The sequence below is a fragment of the Methyloversatilis sp. RAC08 genome (assembly GCF_001713355.1).
Classification (GTDB): domain Bacteria; phylum Pseudomonadota; class Gammaproteobacteria; order Burkholderiales; family Rhodocyclaceae; genus Methyloversatilis.
The window spans coordinates 723,811-745,316 of record NZ_CP016448.1 but is presented as its reverse complement, the minus strand read 5'-3'; the positions used below and the strand labels follow the sequence as shown (position 1 = coordinate 745,316).

Below are 21,506 nucleotides of genomic sequence, written 5' to 3'. Positions count from 1 at the left end.
CATGGTTCCCGCTGATCGTCGCATCGTTGTCGCCATTGCGTTGTTCACCGCGCTGCTGGCGCTGTTCCCGCTGTTGTTGAGCGAAGAATCCTTTGTCTGGGTGTTTTCGGAGGCAGGACCTTTCGAGCGGCTGTCCGAACCCGCGTGGATCGTCACCGCGCTGATCGTGATCGTGCGCATCCGCCCGCTCGGTCCGCGTGCCTGGGCCTTCGCGCTGCTGTGCCTCGCGTTCGCCGCGCGCGAGGCCGACTGGCACAAGGCCTTCACCGGCGAAAGCTTCCTGAAGAACAGTTTTTACCGCGATGCCGCGCGACCGATAGAGGAAAAGCTTATCTGCGGCGCCATCGCGCTCGTGCTGATCGGACTGGTGCTCTATGCGGGGTTCATCATCGGCCGCTTCCTGCTCCTGCGTGGCGGCTGGCGCTCCCGCTCGGGCGCATGGCTGCTGGCCGGGACCCTGCTGGTCGTCGCCGGCAAGGTGCTCGACCGTCTGCCGGCGACGCTGTCGGTCGATTACGGCGTCGAGCTCGGCCCCATGGTGAAGCTGTACGCGGCGGCATTCGAGGAAGGCATGGAAATGATCCATCCGATGATCCTCGGCTGGTCGGTCTGGATCAGCCAGTTCGAGCGGCGCTACCTGTCGTAGTCGAGGCCGCGGAGTGGACGGTTCCCACACGGCGCCTTGCATCGGCAGGTCGCGCCTTCCCGACAGTGTCCAGACCGGCCCGCACGATCATCTTGCAGCGCTGATCGCGCGCCGCGCGCGCGGCGAATTCCGCAAGCCGGTCGCGGCCTACAGTGCTGCGGCGTTCGCAGGTTTTACGCGCACCTGCGATCCGGCGCGTGCGCTGATCGTCGACAGTGGCTGCGGGGTCGGCGAAAGCACGCGGCACCTGGCGGAGCGTTTTGCAGACCACTTCGTGCTCGGCATTGACCAGTCTGCCGACCGTTTGTCGCGCGCCCCCGCGCTGCCCGGCAATGCGCTGCTTCTGCGTGCCGACATGACCGACATCTGGCTGCTGCTGCAGCGCCACGCCTGCCGCCCGGCGCGCCAGTACATGCTCTATCCGAACCCGTGGCCGAAGATCGGGCAGCTGGCGCGACGCTGGCCGGCGCATCCGGTGTTTCCGGTCGTGCTGGAGTTGGGCGGCGTCATCGAGTGCCGCAGCAACTGGCGCATCTATGTCGAAGAGTTCGCACTGGCCGCACGGCTGATCGCAGGCCTCGAAGCGGGGGTCGAGCCCTTCACGACCGATGCGCCGATGACGCCGTTCGAGCGCAAATACCTGGCGAGCGGACATGCGCTGTACCGCTGCGTGCTGAATGCGGGCGCCGCTTCGTGAGCGGGCCGCTGGCGTGTAATGCAGGCGGACCGATCGCCCAGGCCACCATGTCGCGACGATGAACTGTTGGGCATCGCTGCGCTCACCCCAACCTACGGGTCGGGCGAGCGACATGGGGTGCGGTGGTGGCGGGGCGTGGTGTGGCGGTTGTGGGGTAGATCGGGCATCGCTGCGCTCCCCCTGCCTACCCCAAAAACCGGGCGACCCGTAGGTTGGGGTGAGCGCAGCGATGCCCAACATGCAACCGCGGCCGAGCGACCCTCCGGACCGCCCGCTCAGCGCAGGATCAGTGGCTCGGGTTCTAGCGTCACGCCGAAGCGCGCCTGCACACTGGCCTGGATGTCGGCGGCAAGGCCGAGCAGGTCGGCGGCGGAGGCCTCGCCATGGTTGACCAGCACCAGTGCCTGCCTGTCATGCACGCCGGCGTCGCCGCGCCGCGCGCCCTTCCAGCCGCACTGGTCGATCAGCCAGGCCGCGGCGACTTTCACGGCGCCGTGCGCTGCCGGGTAGTGCGCTGCATCCGGGTGGGCGGCGAGCAGGCGGGCCGCATCGGCGGCAGGCAGCACCGGGTTGCGGAAGAAGCTCCCGGCGTTGCCGAGCACCGCAGGGTCGGGCAGCTTGGCGCGGCGCACTGCGCACACCGCGTCGAACACGTGCTGCGGCGTCACCTGCGTGACGCCGCGCGAGGAAAGTTCGCGTTGCAGGTCGGCGTAGTCGCAGCGCACACGCGCTTCGGTCGTCAGGCGAAAGGCCACGCGGGTGATGATGGCGCGCTGCGCCAGTTCGTGCTTGAACACGCTGTCGCGATAACCGGCGCGGCACTCGTCGGCACTCAGGCGAAGCCAGCGGCGGTCGGTCATGTCCCAGGCGTCTACGTGGTCGAGGCGATCGATCAGTTCGACACCGTAGGCGCCGATGTTCTGGACGGGTGCGGCACCGACGGTGCCCGGTATCAGTGCGAGATTTTCCAGTCCGTGCCAGCCGTGCGCCAGCGCGCGCGCGACCCAGTCGTGCCAGTTTTCGCCCGCCGCGACCGATACGAGCACGTCGTTGCCGGACTGCGCCAGCAGGTCGATGCCGAGCGTGCGCATGTGCAGCACCGTGCCGTCGACATTCCGGCCGAACACGATATTGCTGCCGCCGCCGAGCACCAGCACCGGGCCGCCGGCGTCGCGGGCGGCTTGCGTCAGCGTCGGCAGGTCGGACGCGTCGTCGACCGGCTGCAGCCGTGCGGCGTGTGCCGGCAAGTGCAGGGTATTGAGGTGACGCAGGTCGGCGTCGGTCTGGACAGGTTGAATCATGGTGCGCCGGGCGGAAAAGGCAGCGCGAGTATAGCCAAGCCTGTCACCTAGACTCGATGGACGTCCTTGGCGGTCAATCGAATAAAAGATATCATATATAAGACTTGAACCACCCGGTCGTGCGCCGCTATTGCAGTGCGCCATGCGGGTTTGCGAATGACGGCAGCGCACGGTATCGCTCTGTGGCGGCCGGTTCGCATCGGTACAGGCCGCGGATTTTCTGTCCGTGTCTTCGTGCGACGCACCATCGAGCCGGTGTGTCGTTCTATGATGCGAAATACCCGTCCACCGGAGGAACCACCGTGCTTGAAGCTTATCGTGCCCATGTTGCTGAACGCGCCGCGCTCGGCATCCCGCCGCTGCCGCTGACTGCGAAGCAGACTGCCGAACTGATCGAACTGCTGAAGGCGCCGCCCGCAGGCGAGGAAGCCACGCTGGTCGAACTGATCACCCACCGCGTGCCGGCCGGCGTCGACGACGCCGCCAAGGTGAAGGCGAGCTATCTGGCCGCCGTGGCGCACGGCACCGAAAAGTGCGCGCTCATTTCGCGCGCCAAGGCGACCGAACTGCTGGGTACGATGCTCGGCGGCTACAACATCAGCCCGATGATCGAATTGCTGGACGACGCCGAAGTGGGCGCCGTGGCCGCCGAAGGCCTGAAGAAGACGCTGCTGATGTTCGACCAGTTCCACGACGTGAAGGACAAGGCCGACGCCGGCAACGCCAATGCGATCGCCGTGATGAAGAGCTGGGCCGACGCCGAGTGGTTCACCGGCCGCCCGGAAGTGCCGAAGTCGATCACGCTGACCATCCTGAAGGTGACCGGCGAAACCAATACCGACGACCTGTCGCCGGCACCGGACGCCTGGAGCCGCCCGGACATTCCGCTGCACGCGCTGGCCATGCTGAAGAACACCCGCCCGGGCATCACGCCCGAAGAGGACGGCAAGCGCGGCCCGGTCAAGTTCATCGAATCGCTGCGCGCCAAGGGCAATCTGGTCGCCTACGTGGGCGACGTGGTCGGTACCGGATCGAGCCGCAAGTCGGCCACCAATTCCGTGCTGTGGTTCACCGGCGAAGACATCCCCTTCGTGCCGAACAAGCGTTTCGGCGGTGTGTGCCTGGGCAGCAAGATCGCCCCGATCTTCTACAACACGATGGAAGATGCCGGCGCGCTGCCGATCGAGCTGGATGTGAGCCAGATGGACATGGGCGACGTGATCGAACTGCGCCCGTACGAAGGCAAGGCGCTGAAGGACGGCAAGGTGATCGCTGAATTCACCGTCAAGTCCGACGTGCTGTTCGACGAAGTGCGTGCCGGTGGCCGCATTCCGCTGATCATCGGGCGCGGCCTGACGGCCAAGGCGCGCGAGGCGCTGGGCCTGCCGCCGTCGACGCTGTTCCGCCTGCCGCAGGTGCCGGCCGATACCGGCAAGGGCTACTCGCTGGCGCAGAAGATGGTCGGTCGCGCCTGTGGCCTGCCTGAAGGCAAGGGCATGCGCCCGGGCACCTACTGCGAACCGAAGATGACCACGGTCGGCAGCCAGGACACCACCGGCCCGATGACGCGTGACGAACTGAAGGATCTGGCCTGCCTCGGCTTCTCGGCCGACCTGGTGATGCAGTCCTTCTGCCACACCGCCGCCTATCCGAAGCCGGTCGACGTGAAGATGCACCGCGAACTGCCGGCCTTCATCAGCACGCGCGGCGGCGTGGCACTGCGCCCGGGCGACGGCGTCATCCACTCGTGGCTGAACCGCCTGCTGCTGCCGGACACGGTCGGCACCGGCGGCGATTCGCACACCCGCTTCCCGATCGGCATCAGCTTCCCGGCCGGTTCCGGTCTGGTCGCCTTCGCCGCCGCCACCGGCGTGATGCCGCTGGACATGCCGGAATCGGTACTGGTGCGCTTCAAGGGCACGATGCAGCCCGGCATCACGCTGCGCGACCTGGTGCATGCCATTCCGCTGTACGCGATCAAGGCCGGCCTGCTGACGGTCGAGAAAAAGGGCAAGAAGAACATCTTCTCCGGCCGCATCCTGGAAATCGAAGGCCTGCCCGACCTGAAGGTGGAACAGGCATTCGAGCTGTCGGACGCGTCCGCCGAACGTTCCGCCGCCGGCTGCGCGGTCAAGCTGAACAAGGAGCCGATGATCGAGTACATGAATTCGAACATCGTGCTGATGAAGAACATGATCGCCAACGGCTACCAGGACGCGCGCACGCTGGCCCGCCGCATCAAGGCGATGGAGGCCTGGCTGGCCGATCCGAAGCTGCTGGAAAGCGACGCCGATGCCGAGTACGCCGCGGTGATCGAGATCGATCTGGCCGACATCAAGGAACCCATCGTGTGCTGCCCGAACGACCCGGACGACGCGAAATTCCTGTCCGAAGTGCAGGGTCAGGTCATCGACGAAGTGTTCATCGGTTCGTGCATGACCAATATCGGCCACTTCCGCGCGGCGTCCAAGCTGCTCGAAGGCAAGCGCGACATCCCGGTCAAGCTGTGGATCGCCCCGCCGACCAAGATGGACGCGGCCGAACTGACCAAGGAAGGTCATTACGGCGTGTTCGGCGCCGCCGGTGCACGCACCGAAATGCCGGGCTGCTCGCTGTGCATGGGCAATCAGGCGCAGGTGCGCGAAGGTGCGACCGTCATGTCGACCTCGACCCGCAACTTCCCGAACCGTCTCGGCAAGAACACCAATGTGTATCTGGGTTCCGCCGAACTGGCCGCGATCTGCTCCAAGCTGGGGCGCATCCCGACCGTCGCCGAGTACCACGCCGACATGGGCGCCATCAACAAGGACGGCGACAAGGTATACCGCTACATGAACTTCGACCAGATCGAGGAATACGCGGAAACGGCAAAGGAAGTCACGGCCTGATCCTGCGCCTGGCGCTGTGACTGACCGAAGGCCCGCCGGACATCCGGCGGGCCTTTTTCATGCCGCATGCGTGCGTGCAGACAAGGCGCGGCGCACGCATGGGCGGGGCGTCCTCATGTTGCGCTGCGACGGAGCCGCTAACAGGTGATCGCATTCGTTACGGCCGCGGCCGGGCTCACCATGTCTCCGGATATCCTGCACCTTGATGTACTGCTGGTGGAACCTTCTCCCACGCAGATGAAAATCATCCGTGAACGTGCCAGCGGCCTGGGCATCGCGCAGATACGCGAAGCCGACGGGCTGCAGTCGGCGCTCGCCGCCATGCAGCAGAAACTGCCCGACGTGGTGATCAGCGCACTCTACCTGCCCGATGGTGACGGTACCGATCTGGTGCAGACAATGCGCTCGACCGAAGCGCTGCAGCATGTCGCATTCGTTCTGGTATCGAGCGAAACGCGGCCGCAGGCGCTCGATCCGGTCCGCCAGTCCGGCGTCTGCGGCATCCTGCCCAAGCCTTTCTCGGACGCCCAGTTGCGGCGCGTGCTCGAGGCCACGGCTGATTTCCTGGCCGAGGGCGGAACGGACGACGCCGACATCGATTTCGAGTCGCTGCGCGTACTGCTGGTCGACGACAGCGGGAACGCACGCCGCTACATGCGCCGGGTGCTCGAGAACATCGGCCTGCGCGACTTCGTCGAGGCGGAGAACGGCCTCGAAGCAGTCGCCCACCTCGAACAGACGATGTTCGACCTGATCGTCACCGACTACAACATGCCGGAAATGGACGGCCGCGCGCTGGTCGAGTACGTGCGCCAGCAGAGCTGGCAGGCGTCCGTACCCATCCTGATGGTCACCAGCGAATCGGACATGAGCCGGCTGGCGGCCGTCGAACAGGCGGGCGTGTCCGGCATCTGCGACAAGCCTTTCGAAGCGACGTCGATTCGTTCGCTGCTGCGGCGCGCGCTGTTGCAGCCGGGTTGATGGCATCGTCTTACCGGAGAGTGCAATGGAAACCTTGATGTCGGTGTTCCAGGTCAGCCTGGGCGTGGCGCTGGTGATCGGGCTGGTGCTGCTGCTGCTGTACCGCTACATCCAGGACAGCACGCAGACCCAGCACACCATCCTGCGCAACTATCCGGTTGTCGGTCACCTGCGCTATTTCTTCGAACAGCTGGGCGAATACTTCCGGCAGTACTTCTTTCTCGGCGACCGGGAAGAAATGCCGTTCAATCGCGCCACCCGTGGCTGGGTGTACCGGCTGGCGAAGAACGAGGGCGGCATCATCGGCTTCGGCTCGACCTATTCGCTGCACGAGCCCGGCGCGCTGATCTTCGTCAATGCGCCGTTTCCGGTGCTCGACGAGGACAGGGAAACCACGCCGCCGTTGATTCTGGGTAACGGTTTCTGCGACAAGCCCTTTACCGCGCGCTCCATCGTGAACGTCAGCGGCATGAGTTTCGGTGCGATTTCGGCACCAGCCGTGCAGGCGCTGTCGCGCGGCGCAGCCCAGGCAGGCTGCTGGATGAGCACCGGCGAGGGCGGACTGTCGCCGTATCACCTGGAAGGCAACTGCGACGTCATTCTGCAGATCGGTACCGCCAAGTACGGCGTACGCGATTCGCAGGGCCTGCTGTCGGAGGCGCGGCTGCGCGAGCTGGCGGCGATCGAATCGGTGCGTGCGTTCGAGATCAAGCTGTCGCAGGGCGCGAAACCGGGCAAGGGCGGCGTGTTGCCGGCAGCCAAGGTGACCGCGGAGATCGCGCGCATCCGCGGCATTCCGCAGGGCGTTGATTCGATCAGCCCGAACCGTCATCCGGAAGTGTCGAACGTCGAACAGCTGCTCGACCGCATCGCGCTGATCCGCGATGTCACCGGCAAGCCGGTCGGCATCAAGACGGCGCTCGGCGGCTGGCATTTCATGAACGATCTGTGCGAGGCCATCCTGCGCCGCGGCATCGCGGCGGCGCCGGATTTCATCGCGATCGACGGCGGCGAGGGCGGTTCGGGGGCGGCACCGCAGGCGCTGGCCGATCATGTGGCGCTGTCGATCGACGAGGCCTTGCCGCGTGCGGTCGATTCACTGATCGAAGCGGGGCTGCGCGAACGGGTAAAGGTGATCGCCGCCGGCAAGCTGGTCACGTCGGCGCGCGCCGCCTGGGCGCTGTCGGCCGGTGCGGATTTCGTCAATACCGCGCGCGGCTTCATGTTTTCGCTCGGCTGCATCCAGGCGCTGCGCTGCCATTCGAACAGCTGTCCGACCGGCATCACGACGCACAACCCCAAGCTGCACCGCGGGCTCGATGTCGCGGACAAGGCGGCCCGGGTGGCCAACTACTGCCTCAACATGAATCAGGAAATCGACATGATTGCCCACTCGTGCGGGCTGCGCCATGCGCGGGAATTCCGTCGCGAGCACACGCGCATCGTGCAGCCGAACGGGCAGAGCACGGCGCTCAACATGCTGTATCCCTACCCGGTGGCGCGAACCGCCTGAGCACGCGGCGCGCCCATCGGTTCGCCGCGTGCCGCAGGACTTACTTCTTCAGCGTGCTGCTTGCGCGTTCGAGACCGCCTTCGTAGATGCCGATGATCACCTTTTTGGCTTCTTCATCACTGGCGCCGCTGGCGTCGAACGTCGATGACCACTTCACCAGCGTCTTGCCTTCGCCGGCCGGGCTCAGCGCCAGCGTCGCCACGTAGTTCTTCACCGGTAGCGGGCTGCTCAGGATGGTGTAGGTGTAGGTGTGCTTGACGCCGCTGTAGGCGGTCAGCTTTTCCTCGATCTTGGCGCCATTGCCGAGTGTCAGCGTGCGCGTTGCACCGGCCTTGATGCCCGCTCCCTTCATGGTGCTGGACGCCACCGCCGGGTGCCACACGTCGAGCCCGTTGAAATCGCCGACCAGTTTCCAGACGGTGTCGGGCGAACCATCGACCGTGGCTTCGCGTTCCACCGACAACTTGCCGGCGGCGACGCTGAAGGTGGCGATCAGCATCAGGCTGGTGCCGGCGACGAAGGTGCGAAAAGCGTTCATCAGTTGTTCCCTTTTTGAAGTTCGGATCGGAGCGCCGGATGGCGCTGCCGCGGATTATCGGCTGCATCTGCAGCAAGGTGACGGACTATTCCCGTCAGGCGGTGGTGCAGCGTCGCTGCAGCGCGTCGGCAGTCGTCTCAGCCAGTGCGCGCAGCATGCGTTCGGTGGTCGCCCAGTCGACGCAGGCGTCGGTGACGGAGCAGCCATAGCGCAGCTGCGAAAGATCGGCCGGAATCGGCTGGTTGCCGGCTTCGAGATGACTTTCGATCATGACACCGACGATTGAGCGATTGCCATCGCGGATCTGTGCGGCCACGTCGGCCAGCACGAGCGGCTGCATTTCTGGCTTCTTGAACGAGTTCGCGTGCGAACAATCGACGACGATGTTCGGTGGCAGCTCGGCCCGCAGCAGCGACTGTTCGGCCAGCGTGACGCTGACCGAATCGTAATTCGGGCGCCCGGCACCGCCGCGCAGAACGAGGTGGCCATGCGGGTTGCCGCGTGTGCGGATGATGCTGGAGCGGCCGTAGCGGCTGATGCCGAGGAAGCTGTGCGGTCGCGACGCCGAAATGATGGCGTTGATCGCGGCGTCCACATCGCCGTCGGTCGCGTTCTTGAAGCCGACCGGTGTGGACAGGCCGCTGGCCATTTCGCGGTGCGTCTGCGATTCCGAGGTGCGTGCGCCGATCGCCGTCCACGACACCAGGTCGCCCAGGTACTGCGGCGAAATCGGATCGAGCGCTTCGGTGGCGGCCGGCAGGCCCAGTTCGGCGATGTCGAGCAGGAAGCGGCGTGCCCGGCGCATGCCTTCCTCGATGCGGAAACTGTCGTCCATGAAAGGGTCGTTGATGTAGCCCTTCCAGCCGGTCGTCGTGCGCGGCTTCTCGAAATAGACGCGCATCACGATCAGCAGGCTGCCGGACAGTTCCGAGACCAGCCCTTGCAGCCGCCGAGCGTAGTCCATGCAGGCGACCGGATCGTGCATCGAACACGGACCGACCACCACCAGCAGCCGCGGATCGCCGCGTTCGAGCACGCTGCGCACTGCGGCGCGCCCGTCATTGACACTGTGCGCGGCGGGGGCAGTCAGCGGCAGGTCGTTCTTGATGTCGACCGGCGCCGCCATCACGCCGAAACTTTCTATTCGCCCGTCTTCCAGTGAGCTGTCGCTGTCCATGTCCGTCCTCCTCGATCGCACCAGACAGTGAACGCCCGCGCGCGCATCAAGTCAATCGGCCATGCCGCCGCATCAGCGCAGTGCCGCGTCGCCGGCCGCGGTGCGGGTGCCGTTCCAGCGCACGCGGTAGATCGCGTTCGCATGGTCGTCGGACACCAGCAGGCTGCCGTCGGGCAGCTCCAGCACATCGGCCGGGCGGCCGAACACAGCGTCGTTGAGGCCGAGGAAACCTTCGATGAAGGGTGTGTAGCTCACCACCTTGTTGCCATCGAGGCGCGCCATCATCACCCGGTAGCCATCCGGCTTGCTGCGGTTCCACGAGCCGTGCTCGGCGATGAACAACGCGTTGCGGTACTCGTCCGGAAACTGCTGACCGCCATAGAAACGCATGCCGAGCGGTGCCACGTGGGCACCCAGGTTCAGCGCGGGCGCCGTGTAGTCGGCGCAGGATTTCCCCTGTCCGAACTCCGGATCGGCAACGCTGCCGCCGTGGCAGTATGGATAGCCGAAGTGCTGCCCCGCCTTCGCGACGCGGTTCAGTTCGCATGGTGGCGTGTCGTCACCCATCCAATCGCGGCCGTTGTCGGTGAACCACAGTTCGCCGCTTTTCGGGTGCCAGTCGAAGCCCACCGTGTTGCGCACGCCGCGCGCGAATACTTCGAGTGCGCTGCCATCCGGATTCATGCGCATGATGTTCGCGTAGCCGTCCTTATCCCGGTCGCAGATGTTGCAGGGCGCGCCAACCGGCACATAAAGCTTGTCGTCCGGTCCGAAGGCGATGAATTTCCAGCCGTGGGACCGGTCTGACGGAAAACGGTCGCTCACCAGTACCGGTGCCGGCGGCGCGTCGAGCCGCGTGTCGATCCCCGGCAGCTTGACGATGCGGTCGACAGCCGATACGTACAGGTCGCCCTTGCGCCAGGCCACGCCGACCGGCATGTTCAGGCCGCTGGCGACCTTCACCGGCGTGCCGGCAGACATGGTGCGGCTGTCGTACGGTACCGCGCTGACGTGGCCCTTGCGCGAACCGACATAGAGCCGACCCGCTTCACCCAGCGTCATCGCGCGCGGATTGTCGACCTTGGCCCACAGTTCGATGCCGAAGCCGGGTGGCACGCTGAGATGTTGCGGGGCTTGCTGCGCTTGGGCGACGATCGGACTCAGCGCGAAGGCGCAGGCGGTCAGCAGGGTTCGGATCATGGGGTTCTCCTGTAGCAGAATCGGCGGACTGAACCGGATCGACCGATGCGGTCGCCCGGCGTTCCGCACAATGATTCCGTCGCAAGCGGAAGAGGAAGGACCAACGATGAAGCTGGTGAGCTGGAACATCCAGTGGGCGCGCGGTTGCGACGGTCGCGTCAGCACCGCACGGATCGCTCGCGCGCTGAACGATTTCGGCGATGCCGACGTGATCTGCCTGCAGGAGGTCGCGCGCGGCTACGACGATCTGCCCGGTCTGACGGGCGATGACCAGGTGGCGCAGTTCGCCGCGCAGTTTCCCGGTCACTCGCCGATCTTCGCCCCCGGTGCCGACAGTCTGCGCCCGGATGGCACGCGCAGGCAGTTCGGCAACCTCACGCTGAGTCGCCTGCCGGTGCTTGCCGCCTGGCGACATCTGCTGCCGTGGCCGGCAGACGGTGCCGTCCCGAGCATGCAGCGCGCGTGCGTCGAAGTCGTGCTCGACGGCCCGTCTGGCGGCTTGCGCGTGCTCAACACTCACCTCGAGTACTACTCACGGTTGCAGCGCCTGGCGCAGATCGAGGCGCTGCGCGCCCTCGACGCCGAGGCGCAGTCCCATGCGAAGGCGCCGCCGACGGCGAAGGCATCGGGCGCTGCCTTCGCAGCCGTGCCGCGGCCGGCAGCCGCCCTTTTGTGCGGCGATTTCAATTGCGAGCCGGGCAGCGACGAATACATGCGTCTGGTTGCCCCAGGTGCGTCGCCCGAGGCGCGCTGGCAAGACTTGTGGCCGCACTGTCACGGCACGGTGGCGCATGCCGACACGGTCGGGCTGCATGGCTGCGAGTGGCCGGGACGTCGCTTCTGCTGTGATTTTGCGTTGGCCACAGCGCCACTGCTGCCGCGGGTGCAAGCGGTCGAAGTCGATCAATCCACCGCTGCGTCGGACCACCAGCCGGTCTGGATCACTCTCGCCGACTGATTCACTGTTCCGGCCTCAGGCCCGATCGTCCGGTTCCAGCATGCGTTCGATCTGGTCGATGCGGTCGCGCAACAAGAGTTTGCGTTTCTTCAGGCGGCGCAGCAGCAACTCGTCGCTGGCCTGGGCGGCGTGAAGATCGGCGATTGCCTGATCGAGGTCGCGGTGCTCGATGCGCAGCAGCTCAAGCGATGCGCGCAGTTCGTCTTCTTCCATGGGCGGGGCCGAATCATGACAACCGGCGCGCGGCCTGCGCCGTTAAGGGATTGTGGATGTTAGGAGCGTGTCGCAACCGGCGCAAGCTCCCTTCAGCGCCGGGCCCTGCGGCCGTTAAATCACTTGAAAGGCGGCAGGATTGCCCCACCTGCAATACAGGTGTCTTGCAGTGCCGTATCGAACAGCCGGACAACCGTCAGGCTGCAAGCTGGTGAGCCGCACAAGCCAAGGAGATACATCATGCACATCATGTTCAACAATCCGCTGGTTTACGTGGTCGAGTATGCAGGGCTGGAAGCGGTCGAAGTCATCGACAAGCGCGTCGGGCGTGGCGCCCTGATCCGTGACGATGCAGCGAAGCGCTTCCGCGAGGAACTGAAGGCCCTGGTCGACCACGAAGTCGATCATGAAGTCGGAGCGGAAGCGTTCGACGCCTTCATGGTGCCGTGGGAGGCATTGCTGACCCAACCGGCGATCTATCACTGATTCGGTAAGATGCGTGCTCGTCCAACGAGCACGCAATCACTGACATCCGGATGAACAAGGCCTTCACGAAGGAAACCGACACCGAGGAAGAAGACCCCGAAGTCGTCACCGCGCTGCCGCCCGGCAGCAAGAACTACATGACGCTCGCCGGCTACGGCCGTCTGCGGGCCGAGCTTGACCAACTGGTGCGCGACGAGCGCCCGCGCATCGTTGAAACCGTCGCCTGGGCCGCCTCGAATGGCGATCGCTCGGAAAATGGCGACTATATATATGGCAAGAAGCGGTTGCGCGAGATCGATCGCCGCATCCGTTTCCTGATCAAGCGCCTCGAATCCGCCACGGTGGTCGATCCGCAGGACCAGCAGAACGCCGACCAGGTGTTCTTCGGCGCCACCGTGCGCTACGAGGACGAAGATGGCAGCGAACAGACGGTGCAGATCGTCGGTGTCGATGAAGCCAACGCCTCGGAAGGTCGCATTTCCTGGATATCGCCGCTCGCCCGCGCCCTGTTGAAGGCGCGTGAAGGGGACACAGTCCGCGTGCAGAGCCCGGCCGGGTTGCGCGAGATCGAAGTCACGGGAATTTCCTACCGTTAGGCGTACTCCACGGAGGTCGTCGCGCCGTTCACTGCACACCCACACCCCGTTTTTCAACCACAGGAAACCACCATGCGTCGCTTGCTGACTGCTGCACTGCTCGCCTTGATTGCCGCACCCGCCATCGCTGACATCACCGTCAAGGACCCCTGGGTCCGCGCCACCGTGCCGCAGCAGAAGGCGACTGGCGCCTTCATGCAGATCACCGCGCCGAAAGCCGCCCGACTGGTCGAAGCCAGTTCGCCGGTGGCCGGCGTCACCGAAATCCATGAAATGACGATGGACAAGGACATCATGCGCATGCGCGCCATCCCGGGCATCGACCTGCCGGCCGGCAAGGCGGTGGAACTCAAGCCGGGCGGCTATCACGTCATGCTGATGGATCTGAAGGCACCGATCACCGAAGGTCAGGACGTACCGGTGACACTGGTCATCGAGGGCGCCGACAAGAAGCGCGAAACCATCGTCATCAAGGCGACCGCGCGCGCGCTCGGCGCCAGCGGTGCAATGGATCACAAGCACTGAGCCGGGCTTCGCCGATCGCGCGGCGGGCGCGCAGGGCCGGCTATAGTCCGGCTTTGCAAACCGGATTGCGCACCGCATGCCTGTCAGCCTGACCGACCCTGCCGTCCTGATCGCGCTTCTGGTGGCCGCGCTGCTGGGCGGTGCGCTGAGCGCCATCTGGCTGCGCAGCCGCACGGCACTGGTGGTCGAACGTGCGCAGACAGAACGCGCAGCCGAACTGCTGACCGCGCAGGAACGGCTGCGCGCCGCATCGCTCGACATCGATCGCCTGCGCGCCGAACTGAAGGTGAGCGGTGCCGACCGCGCCACGCTCGACCTTCACCTGCAGCAGGAGAAAGCGATGCGCGTGCGCGCTGAAACGCAGGCGCAGCGTCTGCCGGCGCTCGAACAGGCGCTCGCCGAGTCGCGGCTCGCGCTCGACCGTGCGCTGGCCGAAGGCGCGAAGCAACGCCAGTCGTTGGCCGAGGCAGTGGCCGAACTGCGCACCCAGCTCGACGCCGAACGCAGCCAGACGACCGAAAAGCTCGCGCTGCTGGACGCTGCGCGCGAACAGATGGGGTTGCAGTTCCAGGAGGTGGCGAACCGCATCCTGGAAGAAAAGAGCCAGCGCTTTACCCAGCAGAACCACGACAACCTCGGTCTGCTGCTCAATCCGCTGAACGAGAAGATCAAGGCCTTCCAGGACCAGGTCGCGCTGACCTACGACCGGGAATCGAAGGAGCGGCTGACGCTGAAGAACGAGATCGAGCGGCTTGCGCTGCTCAATACCCGGATCAGCGAAGACGCGGTCAATCTCACCCAGGCGCTCAAGGGCAGCAACAAGTCGCAGGGCATCTGGGGCGAAATGGTGCTGGAAAAGGTGCTCGAATCGTCCGGTCTGCGGCGCGGTCACGAGTATGTTGCAGAAGAGAGCTATTCCGCCGATGACGGCAACCGGCGCCGGCCGGACGTGGTCATCCAGCTGCCGGAAGGCCGCCACATGATCATCGACGCCAAGATGTCGCTGCTCGGCTACGAGCGCTACTGCAGTGCCGACAACGATGCCGCGCGCGCCGCGGCGCAGCGCGAGCATGTGCAGTCGATCCGCGCCCATATCAAGGGGTTGTCGGACAAGAACTATCCGACGCTCGACGGGCTGAAAGCGCCCGATTTCGTGCTGATGTTCGTGCCGGTCGAACCGGCGTTCATGCTGGCCGCCACCAGCGACAACACGCTGTTCGAGGACGCGTTTGCGCGCAACGTGCTGCTGGTCAGTCCGAGCACGCTGCTGGCGGTACTGCGCATGGTGGCCAACGTCTGGCGACAGGAAAGCCAGGGCCGCAACGCCCAGCAGATCGCCGACCAGGGGGCGCGGCTGTACGACAAGTTCGTCGGCTTCGTCGAAAGCCTCGAAGAGATCGGCAAGCGCATCGACCAGACGCAGAAGGCCTATCAGGACGCACACGGCAAGCTGTCATCGGGGCGCGGAAACCTGGTGCGACAGGTCGAGAACCTGCGCCAGCTGGGCGTCAAACCGGCGCGGCAACTGCGCGCCGGCCTGCTGCCCGACGAGTTGGCGATCGAGGGGTCACCGCCGGATCCCGAGCTGCCCGACTGAGGCGCACGCAGCGTCGGAGCGGCCTCCGCCTGAGTGTGAAGGCCGGGCGTGCGAGAACGGTCGCAAGGGCGCCTGCCGGCGTCAACATTTAGCGTGGTCCGCGGCAGTTTTCAGGATTATTTGCGCACTCAGGAAACCTGACGCGCCCTTCACCCCACAAAGCAGCAGTGGCTTGCCTTGACCGGTTCGCGCGGACAGCGTCGGCCGAACGGCATGGCCGAGGTCTGCAGCATGGCGGGCAGACCGCAGGACGCCGCCCCATCGACGCGTTCGCCATGCGCGACAGACCAGGAGATTCCGAATGAAACACCGGATGCTCGCCCTCATCTTTGCGACGGCTGCGCTCGCCGGATGCGCCGCCGTGCCCCCGCACGACACCCGCGCCGACACGCTGCCCGGCGTGGCCGAAGTCAGCCCCGGCAAAGCAGGTGTCTATGTTTTCCGCACCGGCTACAGCAGTCCCGCACTGCCGATCGACGTGCTGCTCGACGGCGAGCCGATCGGCTCGACCGTGTCGCAAACGCATCTGTTCAGGGAAATCGAACCGGGCCGGCACACACTGGGCTCACAGCTTCAGTTCACGTCGAAACTCGAGTTCGACGCCAAGCCGGGCCAGATCGTGTATGTGCGGCAGGACCTGTGGCTGGGTTACCTGCAGGTCCACACGCGGCTGCGCAAGGTCCATCCGGACGATGGCGCACGAGCGGTGCGCACCACGAGGCTCGCCGTCTCCCGCTGAGAGGCCGTGCGGCGCGGACGGTCGCCGCGTTCTTACAGCGTGTCGCCCGGACGGCATGGACAGGATCGGCCATGACGCGCGCCGGACCTGTCTATGCGGGCACCCCGGCCGATTCGCCCGCGCATTCCCCGTCGCGGGTCCTACAGGGTGTGGGAGCCCGACTACATCGAACCTCTCCGCAAGAACTAGGCTGAAGTCATGGGCATCCGTTCGATGCCTGCCACCCCATGGAGGTCCAGAATGACTTTAACCCGAACAGCCGTTGCACTTGCGATCGCCGCATTTTCCGTGTCGGTCAGCGCCCAGCCGTCGTATCCGAGCAAGCACCAGAAGGAGGTGGTGCCGGAGGCGCAGCAATCCGAAAGTCAGAAGAAGTACAAGCCGGAACAGGATCAGGCTCGTCAATCGAAGGAATACCCGAGCGAGCATGCCAACGACGTGGTGCGCGACCGGGACACCAAGCAGAAGGCGTCCGAGCGTGCGGATGAACGCGAACGCCGCCCGGAAGGCCAGACCACCCCCGAACCGCGCAACTGAAGATAGAAGGCCCACGCGGGCCGCCCACCGCCAAAAGCGGTGTGCGGCCAGATTCCGTTGTCGTTCGCAACGGGCACGGAGGGCAAGGACGGCCCGCGATTCTCCGTGAGTCGTGCCGCTTCGCCGCGAGGCTTTTCCGGACTCAAAATGCGCCGTGCGATCGACGTCAGTCGCTTTCAGGATCGCCAACGAAACCACATCGGGCTCGGTGCATCGACCTGCGATGGGTGCCGTCACCGGGTCCGTGCGACCTTCCGGTCCAGGAAGTCCAGGATTACCGGGCCGATCTCGTGCACGTGGGTCTCCAGCGCAAAGTGCCCGGTGTCGAAGAAGCGGACCTCCGCGTCAGGTACATCGCGCTTGAAGGCCTCGGCGCCTTCGTTCAGGAAGAACGGATCGTTCTTGCCCCAAACCGCGAGGACCGGCGGGCGGTGCTTGCGGAAGTAGGCCTGGAACTGCGGGTACTGGGCCACGTTGTCGGCGTAATCGAGGAACAGATCCAGCTGGATGTCTACATTTCCCGGGCGCGCTGTCAGCGCTGCATCCAGCAGGTAGCTGTCGGGCGCGACACGGCTCAGGTCCTTGACGCCGTGCGTGTACTGCCACTTGATCGCTTCCGGTGTCACGAACTGGCGCACCGCTTCACGGTTGGCGGGGGAGGGATCCTTCCAGTACCTCTGGATCGGGATCCATCCTTCGGCCAGGCCCACCTCATAGGCGTTGCCGTTCTGTGAAATCAGCGCGGTCACGCGTTCAGGACGGGCGGCGGCAAGACGCCAGCCGACCGGCGCGCCGTAGTCGAACACCTGGAGCGCATAGCGCTCGAGGCCGAGCACGTTGGTGAAACCTTCCATCGTCTTCGCGAGCTGGTCGAAGGTGTACGTGTACTTGCCTTGCTCGGGTGCCTGGGTGAGACCGAAGCCAGGCATGTCCGGCGCGATCACGTTGTAGCGCTTCGCCAGCATCGGGATCAGGTCGCGGTACATGAACGACGAGGTGGGGAAGCCGTGCAGCAGCAGCACAGTGGGCGCGGCCGGATTGCCAGCCTGGCGGTAGAACACCTTGACGTTGTCGACCTGGGCGTAGTGGAACGTGACCGGCGGTGTGGCGGCGGCGCGATAGTCAGCGGCCTGGACGGCGCCGGTCGCGATGGCGCCTGCGGCGCCCGCTGCGGCGATGAGATGGTTGAGCTGCATGGCAATGATCCTCAGAGTGGGGAAGAAGGGCGGGGTCAAAAGGCACGACCCTTTGTACTTACGTTGTAACCTTGAAAAAGGCAAATAAAGGTTACAACCTATGTTGTAACCTGTCAAATGTTTATTTGCAAGTTACAATCATCCTGAGTCCAAGCTGAGACCTGCCATGAGCGAACACAACATCGAAGAGACGGCACCGCGTCTGGTTGGCGATAACCTGGCGCTGGACTTCATCAACACGGAGTACGGGCTGGGGCCACTGCACCGTGAGGTGCTCTCAAGCGACCAGAGCGTGGTGGATTGGCTCAGGATCGTCGGGGCCTTGCCCGTAGAGCCGGAGCGGGTACCCCGGGGTCTGCTGGCGCTTGCGCGCGAGCTGCGTGCAAGCGCGCGGGCCCTGGTGGAGGCTCGCCGAGTCGGCCGGTGGGCTGACCCGGCCGTCGTGAACCAGGTGCTGGCGCGCGGCCAGCGGCCCGCGGAGTTGCGGTGGGATGCGAGCGCCAAGGACTTCCGGATCGAAAGGCAAGCTGGAGCGCTCGATGCGTCCGGCTTGCTGCTCCCGGTGGCGGAAGCGCTCGCCCGGCTGCTAGTGGATGTCGATCCCACCCTCGTGCGTCAGTGCGAGGGTCACAACTGCACGCTGCTGTTCCAGGACATCACGAAGTCGCACCGACGACGCTGGTGCAGCATGGCCGTGTGCGGAAACCGGATGAAGGTTGCCGCTTTCAGAACTCGTCGTCATGCCGGGTGACGCCTGGACGGTTGAAGCCTCGAGCGATTCGAGGGAGTGTTGACGACCATCCAGAATTGACCCATTTGTGGGGGTAAATTGCATCGAAATCTGACCCACCCTTGATTGACTATCCCGCTGCATTTTTAGGCAGGGAGATCGACGCAGGCATAAACCGGTGGGTCAGATTTAGATGAAACCGCCGGGTCAGTTTTACGTGGAAATCAACAGTGGGCATATAAATTCAGTGCTTGCGCCAGAGTGGCCTGCGTGGGGCCGCCCAGTTGAGGTTCGTGCGCCGAGTCGGCGTTGGCACGTAGCTCGGCGAGCCAGTGCACGGCGTCGTCGTGCTGGCCGAGCGGGAAATCGCGCGTGAGCCGCACGCCGTTTTCCAGCGTGAGCTGCGCGCGCCACTTACCGCGGTACCTGAAAGGTTTTGCTGTCTTAGCCACGGTGCCCTCCCGGTGCCTTTTGGGAGCGCGAGGCAGGGTGGATGCCTTGGAATTTTCGAAGGCAGGGTGCAGCGAAGGTGGGTGGTGCAGACACTGGCAGATTCCTCATCGTGGGTGGTTGATGAGGGGTCTAGCCACAGCAGTCATACCTTCCGTGAGGCAGGCGGATGAATTCCTGTCGCACGGGTCGTTTTGGGAACTTGGTTGGTGCGATTTCTGCGGGAGACGATCGCTAGCCGCTGCGCTACCAATATCGCTACCAAAGCGGGCCTGAAGCCGTAAACGACAAAGGCCTTCTTGCGAAGGCCTCTGTTTTCAGCTGTTTGTTCTGGCTCCCCGACCTGGGCTCGAACCAGGGACCTACGGATTAACAGTCCGGCGCTCTACCGACTGAGCTATCGGGGAACAAAGAGGGCGCGATTATAGGTGGTGATCCTGCGCACGTCAAGCGATTGATACGTGACTTTCTTTGCGCTGACTGGCCGCCACTTCAGTGCGCTATCGATTTATGATCGCGTCACCTGAAGGTCACAACAACCTTCGCCGAAGTTCCGACTTACCGCTCGCCCCAAGGCACGAGGCCAGCCTGCCAGCGCAGATCAATGAACGAAAACGCGGTATTCATCAAGACTGAAGCGGGCGAGGATGCGGTTTCGAAACGCACCATCGTTCAACGCAACCTGCGTTCGGTGCTCATCATGATCGACGGGCGCACGCCTGTCGGCAATCTGGCGCAGCAGTTCGGTGATCCGCTGATCGTTGAAGGCCTCGTCGGCGAGCTTGAACACCGGGGACTGGTGCGCCGGGTGGATAGCGCCAGCGTCGAAGAAGACGCCGACCGCTCGGAACTGTCTTCCATCATGGTCGATATCGAAGATCTGGTCAGTCAGCCGATCACACCTGTTGCCGATGACATCCGGCGGGCACACGACCGATCGTCCGCGAAGGAATCGCCGGTGCTGGACGAATTCGCGATGGCCATCCCGGAACTGACCGCTCCGGCAGCGGCTGTCGCGGTCGCGCCGCCGCCGCCGGCTGACAGCGATGACGTCCGCGGTGCGATAAGACGCGCGATGATGACCAGCTCAACGGACGCCGGCGTCGAAGACCGCACATCCGGGCCGCTGAGGCGGCTGTTCGACCTGTTTGCGGGACGCGTCAGCGGGGCCGACCGCAAGGGCCCGCCGAGCTCGCTCGCCAGGCGGCTTGCGGTCGGAAGCCTGCTGCTGGTCGTGCTGCTGGTCGGTCTGTTCTTCTTCTATCCATACAGCAGGCATCTGCCGCACATGGAACAACTGGCGAGCGAGTTGCTCGGTCAGCCAGTGCGCATCGCATCGGTATCGCCCAGCATCTTTCCCGAGCCGTCCATTGCACTCGAGGGCCTGCGCGTCGGTGACGGCGGACAGCTGGACGTCGCCACCGTCAAACTCATCCCCCGCGTCTTGACGCTGCTGTCGGAACGTACGGTCATGCGCGAAGTGCGCATCGAGCGCGCAGGGTTGAACATCGCCTTTCTGCCCGAGTTGTCGAAGCGGCAGGACATCAACTGGGCATCGCGCTGGCTCAAGGTCGAGCGCATCAGCGTCATCGATTCCAGCCTGCTGCTGCTCGACGGATCGATCGGCAACCTGAATGGCACGCTGGACATCAACGAGGACGGCGCGCTCACCCGGCTGTCGCTGGCCAGCACGGATGGCGGACTGAAGCTGCAGGGCAGCATCGAATCCGGTGTGTGGAATGTCGCACTCACGGCGCTGGGCTGGCGTACGCCCGGTCAGCCGTCGCTGCTGCTCGACGTTCTTGAAGCGACGGGAACGCTGAACAGCCAGCGCCTGCAATTCGACAAGGTGGACGTCAAGCTTTATGGCGGGTATGCGGTGGGCAGCCTGTCCATCGGGCTCGCCAGCCCGGCCAGCGTCGAGGGCGAAATGACGACGTCGCGTCTGGCGGTTGCGGATTTGCTCAAGGTGTTTGCGCCCACGCTGCTGCTGACCGGCGACCTGTCTGCGGCGATCGCCGTCCGCGGCGAGGGCGAGACGCTGGAAGGCCTGCGGCGCACGCTGCGTGCGTCGGGCAAACTGGGTGTACAGCGCGGGCAGATCGAGCGCGTCGATCTGGTGCAGGCCGTGCGCATTCCGCGTGCGGATGGCGTGCGCGGCGGCAGCACGCGATTCGATGATCTCGAAGGCGACGTCGTGGCGGATGCCTCCGGCCTCAGCCTGACCGGTGCGACGATGTCGTCCGGACTGGTCGGTGCCCAGGGGGATATCCGGCTGGCCGACGGCCTCATCAACGGTCGTCTGGACGTCAGCCTCCGCGGAAGTGCCACCACGGTACGCGCGCCGGTCAGCATCGAAGGCAAGTACGCCGATCCGGTCGTGCGTCTGACACGTTGAGATTTTCGCAGCCCTGCCTTGTCCCGCATCGCTGAAAACTGCGCTGCCGACACGGTTGCTTAGCGCCCGCTGCGCGGTTGGCAGGGTGCGTTCGATCAATCAACGCCGGCTCAGGTGCCACAAGCTTCGCTGCGGCTGCT

At 65.0% G+C, this 21,506-nt stretch carries 21 protein-coding genes and 1 tRNA gene; 14 read left to right on the top strand and 8 right to left on the bottom strand.

All coding sequences use genetic code 11. The features are described 5' to 3' along the window. Position 1: 1 nt before the first annotated feature. Together BSY238_RS03360 and trmB are read left to right on the top strand one after the other, a co-directional pair. Positions 2–646: a hypothetical protein gene (locus tag BSY238_RS03360; RefSeq protein ID WP_069040425.1), complete on the top strand. Its 645-nt coding sequence runs from the start codon at positions 2–4 to the stop codon at positions 644–646. Between the two features lie 13 nt (positions 647–659). Beyond that, the gene (trmB, locus tag BSY238_RS03355) at positions 660–1,343 is read left to right on the top strand and encodes a tRNA (guanine(46)-N(7))-methyltransferase TrmB (RefSeq protein ID WP_223300256.1); all 684 of its coding nucleotides are present in this window, start codon (positions 660–662) and stop codon (positions 1,341–1,343) included. 275 nt (positions 1,344–1,618) lie between these two features. Here the strand turns inward: trmB and murB are convergent, their stop codons facing one another. Then, entirely contained in the window at positions 1,619–2,644 is a 1,026-nt protein-coding gene (murB, locus tag BSY238_RS03350) for a UDP-N-acetylmuramate dehydrogenase (RefSeq protein WP_069037897.1), read from the bottom strand. A gap of 302 nt (positions 2,645–2,946) precedes the next feature. On the opposite strand from murB, the gene acnB reads away from it, so the two are divergent. The 3 genes from acnB (at position 2,947) to BSY238_RS03335 (ending at position 8,026) form a co-directional block, all read left to right on the top strand. After that, entirely contained in the window at positions 2,947–5,532 is a 2,586-nt protein-coding gene (gene acnB, locus BSY238_RS03345; RefSeq protein ID WP_069040423.1) for a bifunctional aconitate hydratase 2/2-methylisocitrate dehydratase, read from the top strand. A 144-nt stretch (positions 5,533–5,676) separates the two neighbouring features. Further along, positions 5,677–6,513, top strand: a complete 837-nt coding sequence (locus tag BSY238_RS03340; protein WP_223300255.1) for a response regulator — start codon at positions 5,677–5,679, stop codon at positions 6,511–6,513. 25 nt (positions 6,514–6,538) lie between these two features. Continuing rightward, entirely contained in the window at positions 6,539–8,026 is a 1,488-nt protein-coding gene (locus BSY238_RS03335; protein ID WP_069037895.1) for an FMN-binding glutamate synthase family protein, read from the top strand. 40 nt (positions 8,027–8,066) lie between these two features. On the opposite strand, the gene BSY238_RS03330 is transcribed toward BSY238_RS03335, so the two are convergent. The 3 genes from BSY238_RS03330 to BSY238_RS03320 all read right to left on the bottom strand — a co-directional run bounded on the left by BSY238_RS03330 (position 8,067) and on the right by BSY238_RS03320 (position 10,941). Further along, entirely contained in the window at positions 8,067–8,564 is a 498-nt protein-coding gene (locus BSY238_RS03330; protein WP_069037894.1) for an SRPBCC family protein, read from the bottom strand. Positions 8,565–8,658: 94 nt separating this feature from the next. Continuing rightward, positions 8,659–9,741 (bottom strand): 3-deoxy-7-phosphoheptulonate synthase, encoded by a 1,083-nt coding sequence (locus tag BSY238_RS03325; RefSeq protein ID WP_069037893.1) that lies wholly within the window; start codon positions 9,739–9,741, stop codon positions 8,659–8,661. A gap of 72 nt (positions 9,742–9,813) precedes the next feature. After that, the gene (locus BSY238_RS03320; protein WP_083223905.1) at positions 9,814–10,941 is read right to left on the bottom strand and encodes a PQQ-dependent sugar dehydrogenase; all 1,128 of its coding nucleotides are present in this window, start codon (positions 10,939–10,941) and stop codon (positions 9,814–9,816) included. Between the two features lie 70 nt (positions 10,942–11,011). On the opposite strand from BSY238_RS03320, the gene BSY238_RS03315 reads away from it, so the two are divergent. Beyond that, a complete protein-coding gene (locus tag BSY238_RS03315) occupies positions 11,012–11,899 on the top strand; it encodes an endonuclease/exonuclease/phosphatase family protein (RefSeq protein ID WP_223300254.1) in 888 nt (295 codons plus the stop codon). Between the two features lie 15 nt (positions 11,900–11,914). Here the strand turns inward: BSY238_RS03315 and BSY238_RS03310 are convergent, their stop codons facing one another. Then, positions 11,915–12,112, bottom strand: coding sequence for a DUF465 domain-containing protein (locus BSY238_RS03310; RefSeq protein WP_069037891.1), 198 nt, complete (start codon positions 12,110–12,112; stop codon positions 11,915–11,917). A gap of 240 nt (positions 12,113–12,352) precedes the next feature. Here BSY238_RS03310 and BSY238_RS03305 point away from each other — a divergent pair, with 240 nt between their 5' ends. The 6 genes from BSY238_RS03305 (at position 12,353) to BSY238_RS03280 (ending at position 16,592) form a co-directional block, all read left to right on the top strand. Further along, positions 12,353–12,598, top strand: a complete 246-nt coding sequence (locus BSY238_RS03305; RefSeq protein WP_069037890.1) for a hypothetical protein — start codon at positions 12,353–12,355, stop codon at positions 12,596–12,598. Between the two features lie 50 nt (positions 12,599–12,648). Beyond that, positions 12,649–13,194, top strand: a complete 546-nt coding sequence (gene greB, locus BSY238_RS03300; protein WP_069037889.1) for a transcription elongation factor GreB — start codon at positions 12,649–12,651, stop codon at positions 13,192–13,194. A gap of 72 nt (positions 13,195–13,266) precedes the next feature. Beyond that, positions 13,267–13,719 (top strand): copper chaperone PCu(A)C, encoded by a 453-nt coding sequence (locus BSY238_RS03295; protein WP_069037888.1) that lies wholly within the window; start codon positions 13,267–13,269, stop codon positions 13,717–13,719. A 76-nt stretch (positions 13,720–13,795) separates the two neighbouring features. Continuing rightward, on the top strand, positions 13,796–15,316 hold the full coding sequence (rmuC, locus tag BSY238_RS03290; protein ID WP_069037887.1) for a DNA recombination protein RmuC: 1,521 nt from the start codon (positions 13,796–13,798) through the stop codon (positions 15,314–15,316). A 301-nt stretch (positions 15,317–15,617) separates the two neighbouring features. Beyond that, the gene (locus tag BSY238_RS03285; protein WP_083223904.1) at positions 15,618–16,055 is read left to right on the top strand and encodes a DUF2846 domain-containing protein; all 438 of its coding nucleotides are present in this window, start codon (positions 15,618–15,620) and stop codon (positions 16,053–16,055) included. Between the two features lie 240 nt (positions 16,056–16,295). After that, positions 16,296–16,592: a hypothetical protein gene (locus BSY238_RS03280; protein ID WP_150123872.1), complete on the top strand. Its 297-nt coding sequence runs from the start codon at positions 16,296–16,298 to the stop codon at positions 16,590–16,592. Positions 16,593–16,825: 233 nt separating this feature from the next. Here the strand turns inward: BSY238_RS03280 and BSY238_RS03275 are convergent, their stop codons facing one another. Continuing rightward, a complete protein-coding gene (locus tag BSY238_RS03275; protein WP_069037884.1) occupies positions 16,826–17,788 on the bottom strand; it encodes an alpha/beta fold hydrolase in 963 nt (320 codons plus the stop codon). Positions 17,789–17,954: 166 nt separating this feature from the next. Between BSY238_RS03275 and BSY238_RS03270 the strand changes: the two genes are divergently transcribed. Then, entirely contained in the window at positions 17,955–18,539 is a 585-nt protein-coding gene (locus BSY238_RS03270) for a CGNR zinc finger domain-containing protein (protein ID WP_069037883.1), read from the top strand. Positions 18,540–18,742: 203 nt separating this feature from the next. Here BSY238_RS03270 and BSY238_RS18285 read toward each other — a convergent pair whose 3' ends face one another. Continuing rightward, a complete protein-coding gene (locus BSY238_RS18285; RefSeq protein ID WP_150123871.1) occupies positions 18,743–18,970 on the bottom strand; it encodes a hypothetical protein in 228 nt (75 codons plus the stop codon). 329 nt (positions 18,971–19,299) lie between these two features. Further along, positions 19,300–19,375 (bottom strand) — tRNA-Asn (locus tag BSY238_RS03265). A 197-nt stretch (positions 19,376–19,572) separates the two neighbouring features. On the opposite strand from BSY238_RS03265, the gene BSY238_RS03260 reads away from it, so the two are divergent. Further along, positions 19,573–21,366 (top strand): AsmA-like C-terminal region-containing protein, encoded by a 1,794-nt coding sequence (locus BSY238_RS03260; protein WP_069037882.1) that lies wholly within the window; start codon positions 19,573–19,575, stop codon positions 21,364–21,366. Positions 21,367–21,506 lie beyond the last annotated feature (140 nt).

Bases quoted from the DNA above. Each gene is read 5' to 3' on its own strand.
- BSY238_RS03360 (WP_069040425.1), top strand. From the start codon at position 2: ATGGTTCCCGCTGATCGTCGCATCGTTGTCGCCATTGCGTTGTTCACC.
- murB (WP_069037897.1), bottom strand. From the start codon at position 2,644: ATGATTCAACCTGTCCAGACCGACGCCGACCTGCGTCACCTCAATACC.
- BSY238_RS03335 (WP_069037895.1), top strand. From the start codon at position 6,539: ATGGAAACCTTGATGTCGGTGTTCCAGGTCAGCCTGGGCGTGGCGCTG.
- BSY238_RS03330 (WP_069037894.1), bottom strand. From the start codon at position 8,564: ATGAACGCTTTTCGCACCTTCGTCGCCGGCACCAGCCTGATGCTGATC.
- BSY238_RS03325 (WP_069037893.1), bottom strand. From the start codon at position 9,741: ATGGACAGCGACAGCTCACTGGAAGACGGGCGAATAGAAAGTTTCGGC.
- BSY238_RS03320 (WP_083223905.1), bottom strand. From the start codon at position 10,941: ATGATCCGAACCCTGCTGACCGCCTGCGCCTTCGCGCTGAGTCCGATC.
- BSY238_RS03315 (WP_223300254.1), top strand. From the start codon at position 11,012: ATGATTCCGTCGCAAGCGGAAGAGGAAGGACCAACGATGAAGCTGGTG.
- BSY238_RS03310 (WP_069037891.1), bottom strand. From the start codon at position 12,112: ATGGAAGAAGACGAACTGCGCGCATCGCTTGAGCTGCTGCGCATCGAG.
- BSY238_RS03305 (WP_069037890.1), top strand. From the start codon at position 12,353: ATGCACATCATGTTCAACAATCCGCTGGTTTACGTGGTCGAGTATGCA.
- greB (WP_069037889.1), top strand. From the start codon at position 12,649: ATGAACAAGGCCTTCACGAAGGAAACCGACACCGAGGAAGAAGACCCC.
- BSY238_RS03295 (WP_069037888.1), top strand. From the start codon at position 13,267: ATGCGTCGCTTGCTGACTGCTGCACTGCTCGCCTTGATTGCCGCACCC.
- rmuC (WP_069037887.1), top strand. From the start codon at position 13,796: ATGCCTGTCAGCCTGACCGACCCTGCCGTCCTGATCGCGCTTCTGGTG.
- BSY238_RS03285 (WP_083223904.1), top strand. From the start codon at position 15,618: ATGAAACACCGGATGCTCGCCCTCATCTTTGCGACGGCTGCGCTCGCC.
- BSY238_RS03280 (WP_150123872.1), top strand. From the start codon at position 16,296: ATGACTTTAACCCGAACAGCCGTTGCACTTGCGATCGCCGCATTTTCC.
- BSY238_RS03275 (WP_069037884.1), bottom strand. From the start codon at position 17,788: ATGCAGCTCAACCATCTCATCGCCGCAGCGGGCGCCGCAGGCGCCATC.
- BSY238_RS03270 (WP_069037883.1), top strand. From the start codon at position 17,955: ATGAGCGAACACAACATCGAAGAGACGGCACCGCGTCTGGTTGGCGAT.
- BSY238_RS03260 (WP_069037882.1), top strand. From the start codon at position 19,573: ATGAACGAAAACGCGGTATTCATCAAGACTGAAGCGGGCGAGGATGCG.